The organism is Nocardia sputi, assembly GCF_023501985.1.
On sequence record NZ_JAMFLC010000052.1, the window covers coordinates 1 to 21,634 of the forward strand.

Annotated in this window: 21 protein-coding genes and 1 pseudogene; 7 read left to right on the forward strand and 15 right to left on the reverse strand. The window is 65.6% G+C overall.

The window, feature by feature from the left end; all coding sequences use genetic code 11:
• Positions 1–96 precede the first annotated feature (96 nt).
• The 8 genes from M8859_RS36150 to M8859_RS36185 all read right to left on the reverse strand — a co-directional run bounded on the left by M8859_RS36150 (position 97) and on the right by M8859_RS36185 (position 11,553).
• Positions 97–1,653: an acyl-CoA dehydrogenase family protein gene (locus M8859_RS36150; protein ID WP_372492977.1), complete on the reverse strand. Its 1,557-nt coding sequence runs from the start codon at positions 1,651–1,653 to the stop codon at positions 97–99.
• A 1,140-nt stretch (positions 1,654–2,793) separates the two neighbouring features.
• The gene (locus M8859_RS36155) at positions 2,794–3,372 is read right to left on the reverse strand and encodes a gluconokinase (protein ID WP_195139321.1); all 579 of its coding nucleotides are present in this window, start codon (positions 3,370–3,372) and stop codon (positions 2,794–2,796) included.
• Between the two features lie 6 nt (positions 3,373–3,378).
• Positions 3,379–4,773: a glucose-6-phosphate dehydrogenase gene (locus M8859_RS36160; RefSeq protein WP_195139320.1), complete on the reverse strand. Its 1,395-nt coding sequence runs from the start codon at positions 4,771–4,773 to the stop codon at positions 3,379–3,381.
• On the reverse strand, positions 4,770–6,599 hold the full coding sequence (locus tag M8859_RS36165) for a glycoside hydrolase family 15 protein (RefSeq protein WP_249645632.1): 1,830 nt from the start codon (positions 6,597–6,599) through the stop codon (positions 4,770–4,772). Before M8859_RS36165 ends, M8859_RS36160 begins: the two co-directional genes overlap by 4 nt.
• Positions 6,600–6,639: 40 nt before the next feature.
• Positions 6,640–7,674: an NAD(P)-dependent alcohol dehydrogenase gene (locus M8859_RS36170; protein ID WP_249645633.1), complete on the reverse strand. Its 1,035-nt coding sequence runs from the start codon at positions 7,672–7,674 to the stop codon at positions 6,640–6,642.
• 1,165 nt (positions 7,675–8,839) lie between these two features.
• The gene (locus M8859_RS36175; protein WP_249645639.1) at positions 8,840–9,418 is read right to left on the reverse strand and encodes a class I SAM-dependent methyltransferase; all 579 of its coding nucleotides are present in this window, start codon (positions 9,416–9,418) and stop codon (positions 8,840–8,842) included.
• A complete protein-coding gene (locus tag M8859_RS36180) occupies positions 9,330–10,385 on the reverse strand; it encodes a cytochrome P450 (protein ID WP_249645634.1) in 1,056 nt (351 codons plus the stop codon). Before M8859_RS36180 ends, M8859_RS36175 begins: the two co-directional genes overlap by 89 nt.
• 700 nt (positions 10,386–11,085) lie before the next feature.
• On the reverse strand, positions 11,086–11,553 hold the full coding sequence (locus M8859_RS36185) for a hypothetical protein (RefSeq protein ID WP_195071953.1): 468 nt from the start codon (positions 11,551–11,553) through the stop codon (positions 11,086–11,088).
• A gap of 98 nt (positions 11,554–11,651) precedes the next feature.
• Here M8859_RS36185 and M8859_RS36190 point away from each other — a divergent pair, with 98 nt between their 5' ends.
• On the forward strand, positions 11,652–12,389 hold the full coding sequence (locus M8859_RS36190; RefSeq protein WP_195071952.1) for an EamA family transporter: 738 nt from the start codon (positions 11,652–11,654) through the stop codon (positions 12,387–12,389).
• A 183-nt stretch (positions 12,390–12,572) separates the two neighbouring features.
• A complete protein-coding gene (locus tag M8859_RS36195) occupies positions 12,573–13,826 on the forward strand; it encodes a hypothetical protein (RefSeq protein WP_195071951.1) in 1,254 nt (417 codons plus the stop codon).
• A gap of 11 nt (positions 13,827–13,837) precedes the next feature.
• Here M8859_RS36195 and M8859_RS36200 read toward each other — a convergent pair whose 3' ends face one another.
• From M8859_RS36200 to M8859_RS36215, 4 genes are read right to left on the reverse strand one after another with little or no spacing between them, the layout of a single operon-like run.
• Positions 13,838–14,332, reverse strand: a complete 495-nt coding sequence (locus M8859_RS36200; RefSeq protein WP_249645635.1) for a GNAT family N-acetyltransferase — start codon at positions 14,330–14,332, stop codon at positions 13,838–13,840.
• Complete coding sequence (locus M8859_RS36205) at positions 14,298–14,912, reverse strand: hypothetical protein (protein WP_249645636.1); 615 nt, start codon at positions 14,910–14,912, stop codon at positions 14,298–14,300. Before M8859_RS36205 ends, M8859_RS36200 begins: the two co-directional genes overlap by 35 nt.
• Entirely contained in the window at positions 14,902–15,471 is a 570-nt protein-coding gene (locus M8859_RS36210) for a TetR/AcrR family transcriptional regulator (RefSeq protein ID WP_159925746.1), read from the reverse strand. Before M8859_RS36210 ends, M8859_RS36205 begins: the two co-directional genes overlap by 11 nt.
• Before the next feature lie 44 nt (positions 15,472–15,515).
• The gene (locus M8859_RS36215) at positions 15,516–15,854 is read right to left on the reverse strand and encodes an MmcQ/YjbR family DNA-binding protein (protein WP_195071947.1); all 339 of its coding nucleotides are present in this window, start codon (positions 15,852–15,854) and stop codon (positions 15,516–15,518) included.
• A gap of 130 nt (positions 15,855–15,984) precedes the next feature.
• On the opposite strand from M8859_RS36215, the pseudogene M8859_RS36220 reads away from it, so the two are divergent.
• From M8859_RS36220 to M8859_RS36235, 4 genes and pseudogenes are all read left to right on the forward strand, one after another.
• Positions 15,985–16,292: pseudogene (locus tag M8859_RS36220) on the forward strand (carboxyl transferase domain-containing protein); the annotation flags it as partial.
• A 99-nt stretch (positions 16,293–16,391) separates the two neighbouring features.
• Positions 16,392–17,849 (forward strand): lipase maturation factor family protein, encoded by a 1,458-nt coding sequence (locus M8859_RS36225; protein WP_195071946.1) that lies wholly within the window; start codon positions 16,392–16,394, stop codon positions 17,847–17,849.
• A gap of 102 nt (positions 17,850–17,951) precedes the next feature.
• A complete protein-coding gene (locus M8859_RS36230) occupies positions 17,952–18,098 on the forward strand; it encodes a hypothetical protein (RefSeq protein ID WP_159925738.1) in 147 nt (48 codons plus the stop codon).
• 158 nt (positions 18,099–18,256) lie between these two features.
• Complete coding sequence (locus M8859_RS36235) at positions 18,257–19,360, forward strand: mechanosensitive ion channel family protein (protein WP_159925736.1); 1,104 nt, start codon at positions 18,257–18,259, stop codon at positions 19,358–19,360.
• A gap of 23 nt (positions 19,361–19,383) precedes the next feature.
• Here M8859_RS36235 and M8859_RS36240 read toward each other — a convergent pair whose 3' ends face one another.
• Complete coding sequence (locus M8859_RS36240; protein ID WP_249645640.1) at positions 19,384–19,884, reverse strand: metallophosphoesterase family protein; 501 nt, start codon at positions 19,882–19,884, stop codon at positions 19,384–19,386.
• 217 nt (positions 19,885–20,101) lie between these two features.
• Here M8859_RS36240 and M8859_RS36245 point away from each other — a divergent pair, with 217 nt between their 5' ends.
• The gene (locus M8859_RS36245) at positions 20,102–20,254 is read left to right on the forward strand and encodes a hypothetical protein (RefSeq protein ID WP_249645637.1); all 153 of its coding nucleotides are present in this window, start codon (positions 20,102–20,104) and stop codon (positions 20,252–20,254) included.
• Positions 20,255–20,287: 33 nt separating this feature from the next.
• Here M8859_RS36245 and M8859_RS36250 read toward each other — a convergent pair whose 3' ends face one another.
• Complete coding sequence (locus tag M8859_RS36250; RefSeq protein ID WP_195139315.1) at positions 20,288–20,647, reverse strand: SCO6045 C-terminal-like domain-containing protein; 360 nt, start codon at positions 20,645–20,647, stop codon at positions 20,288–20,290.
• On the reverse strand, positions 20,644–21,498 hold the full coding sequence (locus tag M8859_RS36255; RefSeq protein WP_159925908.1) for an MbnB/TglH/ChrH family RiPP precursor modification enzyme: 855 nt from the start codon (positions 21,496–21,498) through the stop codon (positions 20,644–20,646). The genes M8859_RS36250 and M8859_RS36255 overlap by 4 nt, the downstream gene beginning before the upstream one ends.
• Positions 21,499–21,634 lie beyond the last annotated feature (136 nt).

A 21,634-nucleotide genomic window follows, 5' to 3' on the forward strand; every position in this document is an offset into this window, starting at 1 on the left:
GGGCTGCGCCACAACCACCACACCCCCCCCGTGTTCTCCCCCCCCCGCGTGGGGGGCCCCCGGCGGGGCCCCCACCACGGGGCTTGCCTTGGAATGTCAGTGATGGTGTTGGTCGTGCATGCGGGAGTCCCACGCTGTGGGTAGATCGTCGGACAGTACCGGTGCGCCGAGGGTTTCGTCGTCGAAGTCGAAGGCGTCCAGTAGTGCGGGCAGGTGGGCGCCGAGATTGTCGATCGCCTGGAAAAGCAGCCCTCTGCGGCCATGCTGCTTTACGGTCTTGACAGCAGCGATGTCGAGGAGACCGTGGGTGAGATACCACGAATCATGCTGATTGATCTGGTCCAGTGCGAAGACGTCACGTACGGCCGCGATCTCGGGATGGACTGCGGCGAGTTCATCGAGCAACTGCAGGGCTTGTTCGGCGCAGTAGGCCTGCGCGAGTTCGAGTGTATCCGGGATGACATCTAGTCGAGCTTCCAGTGCTGGGTCGCTCAGCAGCGGTTGCGCTTCTTGTGCGATCGTCAGCGTGCGTGCGCGGAGCAAGCGCGCGCGGTCTGTGGGGTCGGCGGGATCGTGCAGCGTCGGTTCGGGTGACGGTGTGCGGCCGAGTTCTTTGGCCAGTACGCGCCCGCCCACGCTGCCCAGCACTTTGGTGTCGCCCTCGCCTGTGATGGCGGCATGGCAGATTCCGATGTAGTCGGCGACCCGGTTGTCGCTGAACATTCCTTGCGCAGCCATTTTCAGGCGGCAGTCGGTGACTGTGGCCAAGGCATGCTCTTGGATGAAGTATTTGGCCGCCATGACCGCCACGACGGTGCCGCGTTTGGTGAGATCGGCGTCTGCGAGGAAGGTTTTGACCGCGTTACCGTAGATGGTGCGGGCGACGGTGCCGGCGAGTGCGGTGAGCAGGGTGTCTTTCACATGCGGGATGTCGACCATGAGTGGTTTGGCGTTCGGCGTCAGCGGCACGCGCCGCTTGCAGGCGTAGCGGAGCGCGATGTAGAGCGAGGCGCGGGCTGTGGCGTTGAGACATGACGACAGAGCGAGACGGCCGACGGTCAGTTGGCTGATCGCCGAGGCGAATGCCCGCTTCCGGCTGTTCTCGTCAGCCCAGGTCAGCACTCCGTTGCGGTCGATGGTCGCCAGGTTGTTGCTCAGCCAGGCACTGCGCTCGACTCGAAGATTGTCGAAGCTGATGACTGCGTTGTCCATGACAACCAGCTGCTGACGGCCGAGCTGGGTGATCGTGACGCCCGGAGCCGGGTCGCCGTTGGCGTCGCGCAGCCTCGCGGTGAACAGGTGCACGCCCTGATCAACGCCCTCCGCGTCGATGAGCCGCGCACCGATGACGCAGACCCTAGCGACCGGAATACCGAGACTTGGCATGAACTTTCGCGCCAGCGGATGTGGGGTATTGATCACGAACCCCTCGCCATCCCAGCTCGCAGTGGTTTGCATGAAGCCGATGTTGGAGCCGCACCCGTACTCGGTCAGCAGCATGACACCGACGCTGGTGCCGTCATCCAGGTCCTTGAGGTACGGCTTCGCGGCGTCGAGGTCGGTCAGGGTGGCCAGGCTGCCCGACGCCAGATTGTAGTGGCCGGAGATAAGCGGGATCAGGTCCGGCGTGAGTACTGCGGTTCGGTCGAACACCGCGAACAACTTGGGCAGATCGGTAGCGACATCGCGGGCACCGATCTCGTTGACCAGGTCTTCCAGCTGGTCGTACGCGTTCTGCCGCCGCTGCACCTGGCTCATGTCCTCGGTGACACGGAAGTCCGGCTTGGTCAGGATCTTCTGCAGCTGACTGTGAAACTCTGGGTCGCCGTGCCGAAGAACCTCCGCCAGCGAGGTGCGTTCCTTAGACCTGTGTGTACCCATAACCGCCTCCTACTCACTTCCGATCCCAACGGCTACTCGTCCACCGTTGGGCATACCCGAGGCCATCGCACGACCTTCGACGCACCGGAGCCAGCGGTCATCGCACGGTCACGCAAACGCAACCGGGTTCCGGAACAAAGGAGTCAGGCAATCACCTCTCAAAAGCCCACAGCGCCAAACACCTTCGCATGAGATTTCACTTCGCTACCCAGCCAACAAAGCTTCGCGCACCACACCGATACCAGCCCCAGGGAGTCGCAAGAACACCGAGGGAGGTTTGCGAGGCCCTAGTCGTCCGATCAAATGACGCTGGCGGGGCAGGCCCTCGGTTCGCATCAGCCGGGCAGCAGCGCGCACGCGCTGGCGAGCCGAGGAAACGCTCGCGTCGACCTGCGACATCACCATTGCCGCAGAGTTGCCGTTACCCGACCGAAACACAAAATGCATTGTGCCACAACGAGAGACGCGGCTCCTTATCACCTGTGACAAACGCTTGGCTGCCACCTCGAACGCAGGGTCCACCCTCCGGTTCCGGCCGATGGCCGCAAACGAGGAGATCACGGCGATGGACGGCAACACCTACCAGGCCCTGACCACCAGCCGGGTGGAACTGCCCGGCCCGCACCGTGCACGCCGGGGTGTGGTTCCGGCTACTGCGCTGCCTGCTCGACGAGTTGACCATCTCCCGCCGAAGGTGCACGCACGTCGGCACCGACTGGTGGCAGCCAGCAGTTCGAGGCGACCGGCAACACGGAGTAATCCAGTCCAGTCACAACGTGATCCCGCCCCCGCCACGCCAGCCGACCCGACGAAAGGTACATCGTGAGCACTACACCGTCCCCGATCAACCCGCCGCTTGCCACTCGAAGATCGGTGCCAGCGGCAGCTCACCCACCCGGCACTTGTCGAGCTTCATGGTTGATCATTGCCGAATTTTTCGTGGCCGTATTTTTCGTGGCCGGATTGGTCGTGGGACTTCCGGATGAGGTCGGCCGCGTATCGTGCGATGGCCTCGGGGGGTGCGTCGGCTCGGACGGTAGTGCCCGGCTCTCCGGGTTGCAGCGGTTCCAGCGTTGCCAGCTGCGAATCGAGTAGGGCTGCGGGCATGTAATGGTCGTGGCGGCCGGTGATCCGCTCGATCAGCAGTTCGCGGTCGGCGGTGAGGAGCAGGAAGAAGGTCCGTGGTGCGGCGGCTCGTAGGGTGTCGCGGTAGCGCCGCTTGAGGGCGGAGCACGCGATCACACCGCCGTGGCCTTCTGTGCCACGGTCGTGCAGCCAGCGGCCGATGGCGTCGAGCCAGGGCTCGCGATCGGTGTCGTCCAGGGGAATCTCGGAGCGCATTTTGGCGATGTTGGTAGGCGGGTGGAAGTCGTCTGCGTCCGCGAACGGAGTGCCGAGCTGGGCGGCCAGCAGCCGCGCTGTGGTGGTTTTGCCGGAACCCGAGACGCCGATGACGACGACGCAGGGGGAGCGCGGTTGGTCGGTTGTCATGGTTTCCTACCGGTCGCGTCGCGAAGCTTCACGCTCTGGGCTGCGACGGTGGTCCGGGCCTGGTGAGCCCGCGGGGTAGCTCTCGAGGGGAACGAGGTCGCGCGACCAAGCCGAGATGACCGGAGTCAGGACGCGCCATGCTTCTTCGGCCTCGTCGGCGCGGATGGACAGTGCTGGATTCCCGTTGAGCACATCCAGGATCAGCCTTCCGTAGGCGGGAAGGTCGGGAGGCTGGATTCGTGCGCTCATGGTGAGCGGCGCCAGTGTGTCCACACTGCTGCCGATGGCTGTCAGTGCGAGAGTGAGGGTTTCCGGATCGAGCCCGAATCGCAGCACATTGGGCAGTGCGGTTCCGTGCCGGCCGAAGGGCAGGTGAGGCACCGGGCGGAAGTGGATGGCGACCTCTTTCCGGTCGGCTGCGAGTGCTTTTCCGCTGCGCAGCACGAACCTTGTGCCCGACCATCGCCAACTGTCGAGTGTGAGCTCGATCTCGGCGAAGGTTTCGGTGCACCGTCGCGGGTCTACGCCGTCCTCGTCGGTGTAGGACGGGACGCGGCGATCCCCGATCGTGCCTGCCGAGTAGCGGGCACGGCGGGAAAGACGAGGAACGTCCTCATCGAGCGGCCGCACCGATCGCAGCACGTCGACCTTGCGGTCGCGCAGGTCGCGCTCGGACAGCGTGATCGGGGGTTCCATGGCGACGAGGCACAGCAGTTGCAAGAGGTGATTTTGCACCATGTCCTCGAGTGCGCCCACGTTGTCGTAGTAGCCGGCCCTGCCTTCGAGGGTGAGGGTTTCCTCCCAGATGATCTCCACTTTGGCGATATGCGCGCTGTTCCAGATCGGTTCGAGCACGCGGTTGGCCAGTCTGCTGCCGAGGAGGTTCTGCACCGTGGTGATCGCGAGGAAGTGATCCACCCGGAAGATGGCGTCTTCGGGCACCAGGTCCGACAGCAGTCGATTGAGTTCCACCGCACTCGCGAGGTCCTCACCGAATGGCTTCTCCAGCACGATCTTGCTGCCGTGGGGCAGGCCCACACGATGAAGGGTCTCTACCGCAATGGGGAACAACGCCGGGGCCAGCGCCAGATAGACAGCGACGGGGCCGTCGCCGGTGATGGCAGACGCGACTGTAGCTGGATCGGTGATGTCCGCTTGCCGGTACCGAGCCGCGGCCGTGATCGTGTGTCTTGCCCCGGCCGGCACCTCGTCGGCGTGGCGGTCGAGTTGAGCGGCTGTCCATTTCTGGAATTGCGCGTCGTCCCAGTCTTTGAGATCCGCGCACACGAGGCGGAAGCGATCGTCGAGCCGACCGGCAGCCCGTAAGGCGGCCAATCCGGGCAGGAGGTAGCGTCCGGACAGGTCACCGGTGCCGCCGAAGATGACGAGTCGTGTGATCATGCTGTCGCGCCCGCCGTCGCGCGTGCGAGGTTCACGCCACTGGCGATGACGCCGATATGGCTGAACGCTTGCGGGAAATTTCCCATGAACTCGCCGGTCGACGGATCGATCTGTTCGGAGAACAGGCCCAATGTGCTCGCGCGCGAACAAAGTGAGGCGTACAGCTGCTGGGCCTCCTCGAGCCGGCCTTGCAGGGTGAGGTTGTCGACCAGCCAGAAGCTGCACAGGACGAAGGCTCCCTCACTGCCGGGGATACCATCGGGCGATTCCTCGTGCAGGTAGCGGTACAACAATCCGCCTCCGGCATCGAGACGATCGGCGATGGCGGCGGTGGTCGCCGCCATGCGTGGATGGTCGGCCGCAATCACCTGACGCAATGGCAGAGCGAGCAGGCTCGCATCGACGGCTCCGCCGCCGTCGAGGTAGGCGCTCAATGTCTTGGCCTCCTCGTCCCAGGATTGCTTCAGGATGGATGCGCGGACGCGGGCAGCCTCGGCGCGCCATTGTTCTATGGGACCGGGCAGGCCGAGTCGCTGCCCGATCGACGCGGCTCGATCCAAAGCGACGTGGCACATTCCGGCCGAGTAGGTGAACACCCGACCTTCGTTGCGTACCTCCCAAATGCCCTGGTCGGGTGTAAGCCACGATCGTCCGGCCGATTCGGCCAACCCGGCCAGATTCGACCAGAGCACCGGCTGGAGTTCACCGCCGGCGCGTAGCCATTGATCGGCGCAATCGAGGATTTCGCCGTAGACGTCGTGCTGGCGTTGGTCGGCTGCGCCGTTGCCCCATCGCACAGGGCCGGACTTCCGGTAGCCTTCCAGGCCGCTGTCGCGCATCTCGTCGGGCACGGGGTCACCGTCGAGGTCGTACACGATCCGTGGCTGACCGCTGCGTTCGAACGCATCCAGCACCCAACCGAGGAATGCGTCGGCTTCACCGCGAAAGCCGATACGGCGCAACGCGAAGACCGCGTATGCCGCGTCGCGGATCCATACGTATCGGTAGTCCCAATTCCGGACGCCACCGATCGGCGCCGGCACCGACGACGTCGGAGCCGCGACTACAGAGCCGTTGACCCAGTGATCACACAGCTTGAGCGTGATCGCGGCGCGGCGCACCAGCGGCTGCTGCGGACCGTGGTACACGCATCCGTCTATCCACGACCGCCACGCTGCGGCGGTATCGCGCAGCATCGACGTGGCATCGAAGCGGTGGTGACGGTGGAACCGGCCCCAGGACAGCACGAGATCCAACCGATCCCCTTGTTCGAGGTCGTGCGTGCTGCGCAGGTCGGTCAGCGCACGATTCGAACGCAGGTGCAGCCGAAGGCCCGGCCGGGAAGTCACCCGCACCTCGAGTCCGCTCGACACCGCCCGCGTGTGCGCGCCGCCGCGAGGCGAAACATCCACATTCAGCCGCACATGTCCGGCGACGACGACAGCGGAGCGAACGAGTTCCGCACGATCGGCGGCGGCGTCATCGGTCAGATCGGCGCCAGAGCGCAGAACCATCGCATCGGTCAGCCGGACCACTCCGGTCGGGCACCGTAACTCGGTTTCCAACACGCCGGTGTCGTGCTGATAACGCTGGCGAGCTTCCGTCAGGCCCAGCGGCGCGACCGTGAAATATCCGCCCTGCGCGTGATCGAGCAAACCACAGAAGAGCGGCTCGGCATCGAACCGCGGCAGACACATCCAGGAAATCGAACCGTCCACGCCTACGAGAGCGGCCGTCGCGCCATCTCCGATCAGGCCGTAGTCCTCCAGACGGAGATACCCGTCGAGTTTGCGGATCGGCCGGAAAGGTGGATCGGTATCGAGCATGCCGCCTCGCTTCCGCTGATAAAGCAACCACGGTCGGAATCTAGAACCTGATCAATACCTTGACGACATCATCGAGTTTCTTGTCCGAAATCTCGAATGCTTGCTCCATATCCTCGAAGGAGAATTCATGTGTCGTCATATGTGACGGGTCGACCCGCTGGCCTTGCAGCACTCGCAGTAGTCGCTCCATGCGCAGCCTGCCACCTGGACAGAGCCCTGTCGCGATCGTCTTGTCCGCCATGCCGACTCCCCATTCGACCCGGGGGATGTGCACGAACTCACCGTCACCGAAATACCCTACGTTGGAGACAGTGCCACCGGGTTTGGTGATCTTCACCGCCGTCCGGAACGTAGCGTCCGCGCCGAGTGCCTCGATTGCGGTGTCGACACCTTCGCCGCCGGTCAGCTCCAGCACCCCCGCCATGACGTCCTCACGCGTGAAATCGATTATCTCGTCCGCGCCGTACGTGCGAGCCAATTCTTGCCGATCCGGAACCGATTCCACGCCGATGACGAGACCTGCGCCACACAGTCGCGCACCGACCGTCGCCATCAGTCCTACCGGTCCCTGCGCCAATACGGCAACGGTTCCACCGATCGGAATATTGCCCTTCTCGGCCCCCATGAATCCGGTCGACAACATGTCCGAGCAATAAACGGCTTGATCGTCGGGAATGTTCTCCGGGATCTTCGCGAGATTGGCATCGGCGTCGTTGACGTGAAAATAGTCGGCGAACACACCATCTTTGGAGTTGGCGAACTTGAAACCGCCCAGTGGGCCGCCCGACTGCGACGGGAACCCGTTCTGGGAAGCGGAATCACCCCAATCGGGAGTAATCGCACCAGCCACGACGCGGTCTCCCGGCCGGATGTACCTGACCTCGCTACCAATTATGTCCACCACCCCCACGGCTTCGTGCCCCAGCGTCAGGTTCGTCCTGGGACCGATACCCCCGCTTACCGTATGCGAGTCGGACGTGCAGATCAGCGCGGTGGTCGTGCGCACAATCGCGTCGTACGGGCCCGGTTCCGGGACCGGCTTTTCGGTGAATCCCACGGAACCGATTTCCTTCATGACAAAAGCTCTCATTGTTTCGCCTCTCGTCGGACTCGTGAGTCGCGGAGCGGACATCGATGGGCATGCCAGAGGCAGCCGAAAACCGGGGAACCGGGCGGCTGCTTTCCCCTCGCCGCGTGCTCCATGAACCATCAGGGGCCGAAATCGGCTCCCGGCCACCGGTTACGGACACGATCCGCACCGCCGGGACCGAGCCGCGGCGAACTCGGTCGAGGGGCGAGAGGTCGTCACCGCTCACAGCCTTCGTATGCGATGTGGATTCGAACGCGTCGTCGGAATGCTGACGATCATGGACGGACTCTGGCATTCGCACATCTCCGCTCGAAGAAACTGCGACCTGTCTGGCAGAGACTTCCATGGGCACGAATCACATGTCCTCACCCAGGACGGGTGAAAGATGGACGCTCGATCAGGGCCCGTTCGATCGGTGCCTGCCTCCTTACATGCAGGCCGGAAGTGAGTCCACGCCGGTGCTGATGAAGCTGTCCGGGCATACGTCGGTCAGTAGCCTCGCGCAGTACGCGCGGGTGTCTGATGAAGGTCTCCCAGCTTCCGGGCCGACACGGATCCCGCCGCGTCGCCATGGCCGGCGGTCGGGCGAGTAGTCCGTGACACGATGAGCGTTGAGACTTCTATCTCGTTGTGCGAACGGGCCTTTCATGTCCTGCGCTGGGTTGTGTCTCCCAATGACTTGAGCCATTCGACTATCAGGGCCAGGACGACTCCGGCGCGGTAGGTGATGGCCAACCCCCGTGCCCGGGGACCCGCGGCGTAGCAGTTCTAGATCTGCCGATCGGGAAGTTGACGAAATCGGATGTCTGACCGTCGGTAATTCCTGCTTACACGCGTTGTCGCAGTGCTGTCTCTGCCTGCCGACCGTCCTCCTCTCCGCGACCCAGAGTTCGGTATCGGGGTCGCCGTAGTATCGGCCCAATTTCGGGCGGGTATGGCGTAGCTGCTGGTCAGTGGGTGCGGGAAGCGCCGGGGCCGATGAGGCTGGTCAGTTCGCCCACCTGCCATGGCCGCGGCGGTAGCCGCGAGACACGCTCCACCACCGGCGTTGGCGCGCCAGCATGATCAGGACTTCTGACTGATAGATCATCCGGGAAGGTGTGTTCCTTCCCGTCATCCACAGGTCCTGATCATTGCTCGAACCGCCGGTTCACTCACCTCTGACACCGACTACCCGAATACCGGCCCCCGACCCGTCCGGAACCTCTACACGGGACATGACGGCCACTTGATGGATTCGATCCCTGCGGAAGTGTGTGGTGATGTCTGTTCGGGCGTGTGAGGCCAGCGCCAATAGCGCGGACGGGCTGTAGGCGCGAAGTTCGCTGATGAGCCAGTCGTGCGCGGTCGGGTAGCCCTGTGCGAGGAGGATGAGCGCGGCGAACAGCGGCAGGCGCAGAGGCTGTGCAATTGGTGTACGGCGGAGCAAGTCGATGATGAGGAATTTCTTGCCGACTCGGGTTGCTTCGGTGATCGTGGCGGAAGCCGCCCTCGGCGGCAGATGATGGAACGATTGGGCGAATACGACGAGGTCGTAGGTTTGATCTGGTGCGTTGATCGAGGTCGCGTCTTCGACGCGCACGACTGCACGAGGATGCGATCCGAGATCGCTTGCGACCATGTCGTCTACCGATGCAGCATCAATATCGGTGACGGTCACCTCTACGTCGGGATGCTGTTCGAGCAGTGCGCGTGATAATCCGCCGTGCCCTGCGCCGAGTTCGAGGATTCTCGGGCGACGGACATCTTCTACTTCTTGCAACTGTAGCGCGTTCGACCTCGTCAACCAGCCGCTGTTGCAAATCCGGGCGTCGGCTCAGGAGCGTCAACGCGATCCCCAACGTGTTGGCCGTCGTTTCGTAGCCTGCGAGATACAAGGTGTAGATCTCGTCGCGCAACTGTAGGTCCGTGAGAGGCTGCCCATCGTCGTCACGAGCGTCCAAGAGCATGTCGAGCATGTCCTGCCCACTTCTAGCCGCTTGCATTTCGCGTTCGGCCAGCCGTTGCTCCACAGCTGCCATGATGAGCCGATCCGTGCGATTCGAAGCGTCTTTGAGCCAGTGCCGCAACGGTGTCGGCACCCATACCGGGAGTTTCGAGCCGAGCGCGTATTCGAGCATGTTGAACATCAACATTCGGTCGCTTGCGTGTTTGAGCCTTTCGGCCATCTCGTCGCCCAGGTCCGTCCCCAGCAGCGTCTTCATAGCGATCCGGTCCACGAGTTGTTCCATGTCCCGCTGCACATCCCGCGTTTGGTCGAAATCCCAGCCCAGCACGGCCTCCTCCGAGAAGCTGCTGATGACTTTGGCATAGCTTTCGATCCACTGCGGATGCATGCCTGGCTGAAGCGTGCGCCGCTGCCTCCTCCAGTAAGCGCCTTCACTCAAGATCAGCCCGTTGTTTCCAGTGATCTCGGCATGCCTGGCGAAGGTCCCTTCTTGCCCCCGCCCAAGCGGCCCGTGAGCCCCTGCAGCGGCGAACACCAACCCGACATCGTCCGGGTGGAACAACACGGCAACACGGGTGGAGCCGAGCGACCACTCGGCCCCACCGCCCACCGATGACATCCCGTCGCCTTCGCCTTCATGCACCAGGCGCGCCATCCTCAACCGCCTTCTGACCTGGTCAATCAGCTTCGTTGCCGCTCCTGACACGATCCTTAACGGCACCCCCAGCAGAGAGAACTGCTCACCCACGCCCAACAGCACCCAGCCACAGCCCGCACCCTGCCATCACCGCTGTTCAAGGCAACTTCCGCGTCCGTGCCCAGCCCCATGTACGGGGGATCGTCCGGGCCCCAGAGGTCGCCCGGATCCTCAGCCGTGTCCGCCCGGCTCGGATGGCCCATCCGTGGCGATCGGGCAGGCCGCCGGCCGCCAGCTGTCATCGATGGTGAGGGCGCCAACGTCGATCGCTGCTGGCTGTGGAGACTCCTCAGCCTGATACTCGTCGTGCTAGCGATTCTCCTTTTCGTGCAGTGGTGGTTCAAGTAGCGCGTGTAAAGGAGAATAAGACCAGGATAGATGGCTGAACTCAAAGGCATTGGCGGCAAACGCGTTACGAGATCGACCGAGATAAGTCTCCGCAACGGGAACCTGACGTCACCCTTTCGGAATCCGGCCTTATGGTGAGGTGGAGGACGGATCTCTTCTCAGGGTCCGCCTCAACGTCGCCACGTTTCTCGGATTGAGTCGACTCTGGCCGGGCAGTATCGGGTCGACGAACCACCTGCCCTGCGCAGCCGTACTCGCGCCGTGACCGTTCTCCATCCGGCTACGACACGCTCAGCTCTCGAGACGGTCGACAAGTCCTGAAGGTCATCGGTGGTGAGGCCCAGCCGCTCCAGCAACAGTGCCGCAGCTTCCAGATTCGCTTGGCGGGTGGTGCGATCGGCTGTCACAGATCACCGCCCGGTGCCTCGATGATGCGGCGCTGCGCCATATCGTGCAGAGCCCTCGGCGAGAAGAGCACGAGGACTCCGTGCGCGGGATCGGGCGCGAGCAGAATCCGATCGCCGGATCGGATACCGGTCGCGTAACGCAGTTCGGCGGGTAGTCGCAGACACCGGTGCACCGTGATCCTCGCGGTGCCCTCGACACCGAGAGACAGGAATGCGAGATCATCGCGGACCGACCAAGCCAGGCGGTTGCCGGGAAGCCAGCCCATGAGAGCCACCAACCTCTGGTCGTCGATGCGCCCGGCGGAGTCCACGGGGCGCAGCCGGTAGTTCGCGGTCGCAGGCAGCGCATTGTGAAGCTGCGGCAGCGGTAGGGCCGGGCGAGCGGTGGGCCGGCCGTCGAGCCGGTCGGCTCGACCGTCACCCGGTAGCCCGGAGAAGAGCCGCGCAGAAGGGCAGTCGGTCATCGTGCCCATCCGCTCGGCCGGAACTCCGGCAAGAAGGCCTCGGTGTCCAGTTGTCGTTTCAGCACCCTGAAGAGGGTGAGTTCGCCCCGAGAACGTGTATGAACCTGTGTTTCTACGCGGCACTCGATCGCATTCCGCTGGGTATGGCGGTGACGATCGATTTCGTCGGCCCGCTCGCCATCGCGTTGATCGGATCGCGGCGCACGCGCGACGCGCTATGGGTGGCTGTTGCCGGAGCGGGCGTTCTGCTGTTGCTGGTCGACAGTGACGGTCCGGTGTCGTGGGCCGGTGTGCTGTTCGCGGTGGCGGCCGGGGTGGGTTGGGGGGCCTATATCGCGTGCAGCGCCGTGGTCGGCAGGCACACCGCCGGACACGACGGATTGGCGATAGCCATGGGCCTCGGCGGGCTGCTGGCGTTGCCGGTGGTGATCGCGAACGATGCCGTAGCGCTGCTGGATCCGCTCTTCTTGCTGGGCGCCGCGGCCTTGGCGGTGCTCTCGTCGCTGGTGCCGCACGCCATCGAAATGGCGGCTCTGCGCCGGATCACTCCCGCGGTGTTCGGCGTCATGATGAGCTTGGAGCCCGCGTTGGCCGCGGGCGTCGGGCTGCTCTTGCTCGGCGAGGAAATGGGGGCGGCTCAGTGGGCCGGTATCGGCTTGGTGGTCATGGCGTGCGCCGGATCGGCTCGCGGTCCTCGCGACAACGCCGACTCGGGCGGCGGGATTCAGTGCGCCGAAATGGCGTGTCCAGCACCGTGGACAGAACCACATAGGTATTCCGGGATGTCGATATCCTCACGTGTTCCCGTCGCTACTACCGACAGCGGCCATGACTAGGCGAAATGCATTCGACGCAACGAATTTTCGGTAGATCACGAAGTTGTCGGTGACATAGACAACAGCGGAAACTCCGGTGAATTCACCGCCCTACCGGCGGGTACGTGATCGAATGCTCTGCAAGTGACATCACGAACCCGCTGTGTCGCGTCGCGGGTCCACCGAATCCAGGAGGTCGAACCTGTGGTCGACGCAAGCGTACCTACGCTGCGTCCGTCCGAGCTGGAAAGATTGGCCCAGCTCGACGAACACAACGAACTTTCCGCCGAGCATGTGCGATCGACCTCGCGCAGGACGGGTGTGCCGGAGGCGAATCTCTGGCGGTGGCTGGACGCCCGCCGCGACGCTTCCGCACCGACCAGGCGCATCGACGTTCCCGAGGCCGCCACGCGGCTGGTCGGATATCGGCAGGGCGACCACCGGGCGTCCCGCATCATCACGCTCACCGAGGCGGTCGGAGGCGAGCTCCTGCCGCAGATCTCCGACGGAGACGTCACTACGTTCCTGGCGGACTCCTACCGGAGCCTGCCGACCTCGGAGTTCGAGCGCATCGACGCCGTCTATACCGAGGGAATCCGAGCGACCTGTCGATGGCTGGCCGAACACACCAGGCAGCCATGCCGCCACGACCTGGACCAGAACGGCGGTGGCAGCTGGATCGGCCCGCGCGGGGCCGGTCTCGCCGAGTACATGCTCGCCGTCCTGCAACCCCGCCTCAACGCGCCGAATCGTTTCCATCAGGGCCGCGGGACCGGTGTGGTGGACGAGTGGAGCGACATCCTGAGCCTGTACCGGTTCCTCGGCGGCCTGATCGCCGACAGCCCCGGCCGCGGACACACCATTACGCGCCTGCGCGGCGCCCAAGCGGCGTTCCTACTGCACGGGCTGCGGCTGGACCTGCCGCCTGACCTGGCGTACTCGGTCGGGCCCGGGCTGACCACCACCCCGATCGACCACGACGTCATCGCCCGCATCCGCGCGCGGACCGCCGATCCGGTGGACGCGGCCGCCATCGCCACCGCACTCTTCACCGGCGCTACAGCCATGGAACTCAACGCGATTCCATGTGTCGCGCTCACCACCGACGCGCTGATCTTCAACGGCCCGATCGGCTACACCCACGCGCCGGATCTGTACGTATGGGTGATACCGCCGCCGGCGCGCCCTGTGCTCTACGAAGCGCGGGCCTACCAGGAATCACGCCCCACACCCAACAGCAAGCTGTTCACCGGGGCTATCGGCGGAGCGGGCTTCCGCCTCCGCAGGCTCGCCGCGGCATGCGAGGTGACCCTCCCGGACCTGTACCACTGGCACCACAGCTGGATCCGGCAAGCCGGACTTCTCCGCATGTCCGAACAGCCGAACCCGGTGCGTAACACGGACCTGCTGTTCGGACTGAAACTCGTACCCCGGCCGCGCCGCCGTCGCGCACGCTGAGGCCGGCGTTTCTACCTGACGCGGTGCAGTGCGTGGATTTCGAGGGCGCCCAAGGTCCAGTGATCTGTCACGGAGAATCCGAAGCGCCGGTAGAGGGGAACATTGTCCGGGTCGGCGGTGGTGAGCCATAGGTCCTCGAATTCGTCGACGATGAGAGCGAGGAGGCGGCGCCCGGCGCCATGCCCGGGGTGCTCGGCGCCGATGAATTCGAGGGTCCAGGCATCGGACGGCTTGCGGCGCTCCGCCTCCCGGGTGTAGCGGAGTGTGCGATGGATCGCTGCGGGGCCGCAGTGGAACAGGACGTGCATGGTCCAAGCCGACCGCGCGGCCGCGTCCGGTGTGGCGCCGGGCGGGCTGAGCAGCGCGGCTGCGCCCGGTGCGGTGCGGGTGACCAGATGGGGCAAGCGTGCGGTGGCGGCGAACCAGTGTCGTCCGCGGTCGCCCGCGATCCAGGCCATGCCGGGTTCGGCGTCAAACGCTCGGCTGAGGACGAGTGCGGGATCCAACGGGAACCTCCGGGATCAGGTGACAGATCAGCAATTTGAGCGAGAACAGGGGGATGAACCAGGCCAACAGCGCCGGTACGGGAAACGCGATCAAGTTGATCAGCAACACCGCCATATAGGCGGCCATGGCGACCGGGCGGCGCAATTCGACAGGCGCGGATTCGATCGCCAGTGCCGCCCCGAGCAGCAACAGGGTGTTGGCGGCGAACCAGGCCGGTTCGCCGAGCAGCAGGAATGCGACTACCGCGAGATGCGCCACATGCACCCCGACGAACGTCAACCGGCCTCGCGATGAGCGGGTGCGGTGGTACCAGCGTTTCGCGGAGTTCGTCGCGTTGGTCAGTACGCCGCCGACGAGGTCGCAGGCGACGACGACCAGCGCCACGACCTCCACGACGCCGCGGCCGGAGATCATCGGCAGGCAGTAGATGGCGATCAGCAGTACGCACAGGACACCGCCGATGCCTTCGACAGCCGATTCCGCTCGCGTCTTTCCCGGCCCCATGAATCGCTCCAAGCGCCCGGCCCACCCGGGCCGTGTTGCCGGAATCGACCAATCCGCCTGCAGATCACCGCGCATGACCGGGCCCCCACAGTCCGGCCAGCAGGCTGAAGATCTGATCGGGATCGTCTCCGCCGGTGAGCGCCCAGTGGTCGCCGGCGCGCAGGACGGCGGCGGACGCCGCGGTGAGCAGCCCGCGGTCGATGTCGGCACGGATGACGCCGAGAGCGAGGCCATTGCCGATCACGTCGGCGAGCCAGGAGTGTTCGTCTCCCACCGGCGTCCGGGTGACGGCGGCATCGGCGAGCGCCAGATCCTGTGGGCTGTCCCGCAGGAAGGCGATGAGGCCGGCCGAGGTCTCGCGCAGGCGGGCCCAGAACTCCTCGGCGGTCTCCGCGGCCACCCAGGCGCCCAATTGTCTCCGCAGCCGGTCGGAGACGTCGGACAACACCAACGCGAGTATGTCGTCCTTTCCGTCGAAGTACTGATAGGCGGAACTCTTCGAGATGCCCGCGTTGGCGATGATCGTGTTGTACGACGCCGCGTCCGGGCCGTGATGTGCGAATTCGGCCTTCGCGGCGTCGATGATGGCGCGTTGGCGTTCAGGGGGGAGGCGATGGAAGCGGGGCAGCGGCATGTACCAATGGTACACACCATTGGTATGCACTACTAGTTCACAACTTATCCGGCGTCGTCGAGGAGGTGCCGTGGGGCGGCCTGCCGCCAGGAGTCGAGCACGATGGCTTCCAGTTCGTCGCGATCATCGAGGACGGTCAGGCGCGCCCGCACCCAGGCGTTGTTGGCTTCGTGGGCCGCGATCCAGAATTTCTCCGGTTCGGCGAGGACTAGTTCGTCGCGGTCGATGATGGGGCAACGGACCGCCATCGAGGTCTCTCCCTCCGGGAGGGTGAGGAACAGTTTGCCTGCCACCCGAAATATCGGCATTCCCCACGTGAACTGTTCGGACGTCTCGGGCAGCGACAGCGCGAAGGTTCGGACATCGTCCCCGGTGAAACTCATGCGCCGCATCCTTCCAGGGCCCGGTGACACGTCCGTACGCGGTCGACGGGGGATTGCCCGAGCGATCCCGGAGCCGATCCGTAGGGCATTGTGCCGACGCGACCGGCCGCGCGTTGTGAGCTGCCCAGTCGCCGACAACAGCCTGGCCTGGCCCACCGCCCGCATCGCGGTGATCGGCGCGGAGAGCGCGGTGGACATCGCCGGTCACCGCCAGTTGCTCCAGGTGCCGGAAGAACAGCGCGCGGCCGTGCGGGAGTTCATGATCGACCAGTACAACGCCACCGTCGCCACCCCGTGGTCGCGGCCGAACGCGGATACATCGACGCCGTCATCGAACCGTCCCGTACCCGGCTGGAGATACAGCACGCGCTCGGGCTCCTGCGAGACGAGGAAGCGGCCGCGGAACACAACCCGCGCAAGCACAGCCGCTACCCGATGGAGGGCCTGCGGCGTCGTCCGGCCTCTGGTTTTCCCGCTGCCGAGCTGGGTATGCGGCGAGGTGGGTAGCAACCGTCCGTGGTCGGAGGAGTTGCGGGCATGGAGTGGTTCACCGCGTCCGAATACTGGTTGAGCAGGCAGGTGCTGACCCGCGGCGTGGCGGCCGTCTATCTGATCGGGTTCCTGGTGGCGGCCCGGCAATTTCGGGCGCTCATCGGTGCCCACGGCATGCTGCCGGCGCCGCGGTGGCTGGCCCGGCGGTCCTTCCGGCAGACGCCGAGCATTTTCCACTTCCACTATTCCGATCGCTTCTTCGCCGCTGTTTGCTGGTTCGGTGCGGCACTGTCCGCGGCGCTGGTCGCCGGTGGGGCCGACCTGCTGCCGTTGTGGGCGGCCATGTTCCTGTGGGCGACGTTGTGGGTTCTCTACCTGTCGATCGTCAACGTCGGACAGGAGTGGTATGCCTTCGGCTGGGAGTCGCTGCTGCTGGAATGCGGGTTTCTCGTCATCTTCCTCGGTAACGACCGCACCGCGCCGCCCGTTCTGGTCTTGTGGCTCGCCCGCTGGCTGCTGTTCCGCGTGGAGTTCGGCGCCGGGCTGATCAAGCTGCGCGGTGATCCGTGCTGGCGCGATCTGACCTGCCTGTACTACCACCACGAGACACAACCGATGCCGGGGCCGCTGAGCTGGTTCTTCCATCACCTGCCCAAGCCGCTGCATCGAGCCGAGGTGGCGGGAAACCACGTCGCGCAGCTGGTCGTGCCCTTCGGTTTGTTCGCACCGCAGCCGGTGGCGAGCATCGCCGCCGTCGTCGTGGTCATCACCCAGCTGTGGCTGGTGCTGTCGGGCAATTTCGCCTGGCTGAACTGGATCACGATCCTTCTCGCGTGCGGCGCCATCAGTCAGTCCGCGGCTGCGGCGGTGTTACCGGTGCCCACCCCGCCGCCACTGCCGGAACCGCCGCCGTGGTTCGTGGGACTGGTCATCGCGTTCACCGCGCTGGTGGCGATCCTGAGCTACCGGCCCGTGCGCAACCTGATCTCCAGCCACCAGGCCATGAACCGGTCGTTCGATCCCTATCACCTGGTCAACACCTATGGCGCGTTCGGCACCATCGGCCGTACCCGCCTCGAGGTGGTCATCGAGGGCACCGACGAGGCCACCGTCACCGACCGGACGCAGTGGAGGGAGTACGAGTTCAAAGGCAAACCAGGTGATCCACGGCGGCTCCCACGCCAATGGGCCCCATACCACCTGCGGCTGGACTGGCTCATGTGGTTCGCCGCCGCCTCGCCACGGTACGCGCAGCCGTGGCTGGGCCCGTTCCTCGCCCGACTGCTGGAAAACGACCCGGACACACTGCGCCTGCTACGGCACAACCCGTTCCCTACGACCGCACCGCGTTTCATCCGCGCGCAACTGTGTCTGTACCGGTTCACCACACCCCGGGAACTGGCTCGCACCCGGGCATGGTGGCACCGCGAACTGGTGAGCCGCTACCTTCCACCCCTTTCCCTCGACGACCTGCAATACCGCAGCCACTCCCACCGGCACTGAGCTGCGCAGCACGGCAGTGTTTTTCGCCACAGTGGGGTGGCGACGATCGGCGACGAAAGCGGGTATGCGCCTCAGTGACGCAACCGACCGAAGGAGGATGTCATGTCCATCTCGGCCTCGCGCTCGCAGTATCGCGCCGTCCGACGCAGTGACAGGGGTTATCCCAGCACAGAGGGCCCCGTCGAATGGACCGTCGCGGCATGGGTCTTGGTATTGACGGTGCTGAGCATCGCACTGGCTCTGCTGTAGGGACACCGCCCTCGGCGCCGCAACCAAGCCGATTCCGCTCATCCGTCCGGTGAACGAGCGCCACCGAATGCTCGAGGTTCGCTCGCGCTGTGCTGCCCATCGGCGAGATCGGCGGCAGCACAGCCGGATCGGGTGGACGACGAGAAGGAGTTCGACTCTTGGAGGAAGTACTACGGCCGCTCATCGTCGTGCTCGGTACAGTCGCGATCACCGTCACGGCAGGCCTGCTGATCGATCGACTGCTGCGTTACAGCGCGCGCAGAAGCCCGGGTAACCAACTGCCCACGCTCTTGCGCCGGGTGCAATTGCCCGTGCAGGTGTTGCTGGGCTCGCTGGCTTTGCATGCCACCTATCCACTGGCGCACCTCGATTTACGCCAGGACACGATGGTTCGCACCATCTTGGCGTCCGCGGCGACGATAGCGGCGGCGTGGGTCGTCATCCGGGCGGCGGACGCCGTCGCGGAGAACATGCTGCGCTCCTACGCCCGGCGTACTCAGCAGGTCACGCGGGTGCGGCAGTTGCGCACGCAGCTCGGCCTGGTGCGGCGCATCATCACATCGGTCCTGGTGGTCACGACCGCCGCCGTGGTGATGCTGCTGCTGTTCCCGACGCTGCGGACGCTGGGCACCTCGTTGCTGGCCTCGGCGGGGGTGATCGGAATCATCGCGGGCGTCGCCGCGCAGTCGACTCTGAGCAATCTGATCGCCGGGTTGCAGATCGCCTTCGGTGATTCGGTCAAGATCGGCGACACCGTCGTCGTCGAGGGGGAGTGGGGCATCGTCGAGGAAATCACGCTCGCATTCCTGACCGTGCGGATCTGGGACGACCGGAGGCTGACCATGCCCGTCTCCTACTTCAACAACAAGCCGTACGAGAACTGGTCGCGCGGCGGCTCGGAGATCACCGGCACGGTCTTCCTGTATCTCGATCACAGCACGCCGGTGCCGCTGCTGCGTGAGCATCTGGGAGAGTACCTGCGCGAGCGTGCGGACTGGGACCGTCGTGACTGGGGCCTGCAGGTCACCGACACCACGCCGACCAATATCGTGGTGCGCGCGACCATGTCGGCGGCCAACGCCGACGACGCGTGGAACCTGCGCTGCGCGGTCCGCGAGGAAATGCTCGACTGGCTCGGCCACCACCATCCACACGCGCTGCCGAAGATCTCCACCGCGATCACCGGCTCCGCCGACGGCGACCGCCCTCTGGCGCTGGCGGCCTCCCGTTCCGGCGACGACGGCCACGGTTTCGGCGACTGACCTCGGCGCCGGTTTCCGGTGGGTCAACGTTTCGGGAGGGTATGCAGTGTCACCTCGCTCAGCCGGCCCGACCGTACGCGTGCGGTCAGATACGTGTGTTCCGGCTGTCGGCGGCGATCGGTCGGTGAGCCGGGGTTGAGCAAGCGCAATCCGGTCTCGGTGACGCTGTCCCAGGGGATGTGGCTGTGCCCGAAGACGAGCACGTCGGTGTCCGGGAATTCGCGGGCGCAGCGTTCCTCCCGGCCCGTGGCGGGTCCGGTCTCGTGCACCACGGCCAGCCGGACCCCCTCGAGCTCGGCACGAGCTATCTCGGGCAGCCGTGCACGCAACCGGGGGCCGTCGTTGTTGCCGTAAACGCCGATGAGGCGTTTGCTGCGCGCTTCCAGCTGGTCCAGCAACGTGATATCCACCCAGTCGCCCGCGTGCACGGTCACGTCGACCGCGTCCACTGCGCGCCACAGTGGCTCCGGAAGATCCCGCGCACGCTTGGGCACGTGCGTATCGGAAATGATGAGCAACCGCATGGTCACCGGTCTACCACGCCGCGAACGCACCCTCGGGCGGCGACGCATTGTCCGTTTGCCGGGGCGAACACCACCGGCGATTGTCGAGTGATATCTATCACACCTACTCGTCGGTTCAGTCGAGATTGGAAAGCCGATCGTGGGTATGTCCGGCGTGACGGTGACGCAGCGCGGCGCACCGGTGTGACAGTTTCCATCGCGTGGTCCGGGAGGGCTTGTGTCGTCGATGCTTTCGTTTCTCATGCTGATGCTCATGCTGCCGGGGACGGCGACCGTGGCGGCGTACGCGACGGTGGCGGTCAGCGTGTGGCTGGAGGAGCGTCGTGAGGCCGCCGACTCCGCGATGCGCGTCGAAGCCCACCATCCGTGAGGAAGCCGTATCCAGCGCTGAGCGGGTCGAGGATCAACGTCGGCGAAACCAGCGCCGCTTTCCCGGGCGGCTCGATGCGGCGAATCCATTGATTCCGGCGGCAGCAGCGAAGGCGGCCGCGTCAGCAAGGGTCGTTGTCTTCGGGTGTTCCCGAGCCCATGCTGTGAAGCGTGCGGTGAAGTCTCCGTCGCACGCGTACACCAGCAGCGGGAAACGACGCGCTACCTCGCCGGCCCGCTTGAACAGTAGGGCGTCCGCTGCCGCGCCGACGGCGTCGCCATCGAATCCCGCGGGTACCGGGGCTCCCGTGACCAGCGCCCGGACCAGCGCTGCTTGCCGTTCGGCCAGAGTCGCGTCGCCGGGTGGCTGTGTCGCTCCGGAGGCGGTGCTCACGCCAGTACCCCCCTGGCGTGGCCGGTGATCGGCGCACGGGCGGCGGCGGCCGCGATGGCGTCCAGTTCGTCGAGCAACTCGGACGCGGGCGGATAGTTGCCGTCGCGCTCCAGCATCATCGGCGTCGGCCGAGTCGCGGTGAATGCCGCGATCAGCGCCAGAACCTCGGCCGGAAGCGGGTCGGTGTGGGTGTCGTGGTAGCGGCCGCCGGATTCGTGACCGCCCGCGACATGGCAGTAGGCCACGCGTTCGGCGGGCAGGCGCATCAGCTCCGTGAGGGGGTCGCGATCCCGGTTGCGAGCGTTGGCGTAGACATTGGCGAGATCCAGCAACAGCAGCACACCGCTGCGTTCGACCAGTTCACACAAGAATTCCGCTTCGGTGTATTCGTCGTCGGGCCAGTCGAACAGCGTTGCGATGTTCTCCACCGCGAGCGGAACGTCGAGAGCGGCGCGGGTGCGGGCGATGTTGCGGGTGAGCGCGTCGAGTGCTTCCCGGGTGCGCGGTACGGGGAGCAGGTGGCCGGCTTCCAGGCCACCCGCGCGGACGAAAGCGACGTGCTCACTCACCAGCGGGGCGGCGACGGCCGCCGCGCAGGCCGCCAAGTGCTCGACGCGGTGGCCCGCCACCGGTTCCGCGCTGCCCAGGGACAGCGAGATGCCGTGCGGCACGACGGCGACGCCTCGCGCGCGCAACGCCGCGAGTTCCTCGGGGACGGTGACCTGCCCGGCGCGCCGGGCGTCCCTGGGCAACGATTCGGCGATGACCTCGCAGAACCCGAGCCCCTCCAATGCGGCTATCACTCCGCAGATTTCGGACCTCCAACCGATGCCGAGCGAATGCGGCGGCAGGGGCCCGGAAAACTCATCCACCGCACCCCCCGCAACCGCCGCACCCCCCGCCGCCCCCACCGCCGTCGCCACCGCTGTCACCGCCACCGCCGCCCGACTACCCGGGCGGCCCGCCCCCCCGGGGGAGTGCCCGCTC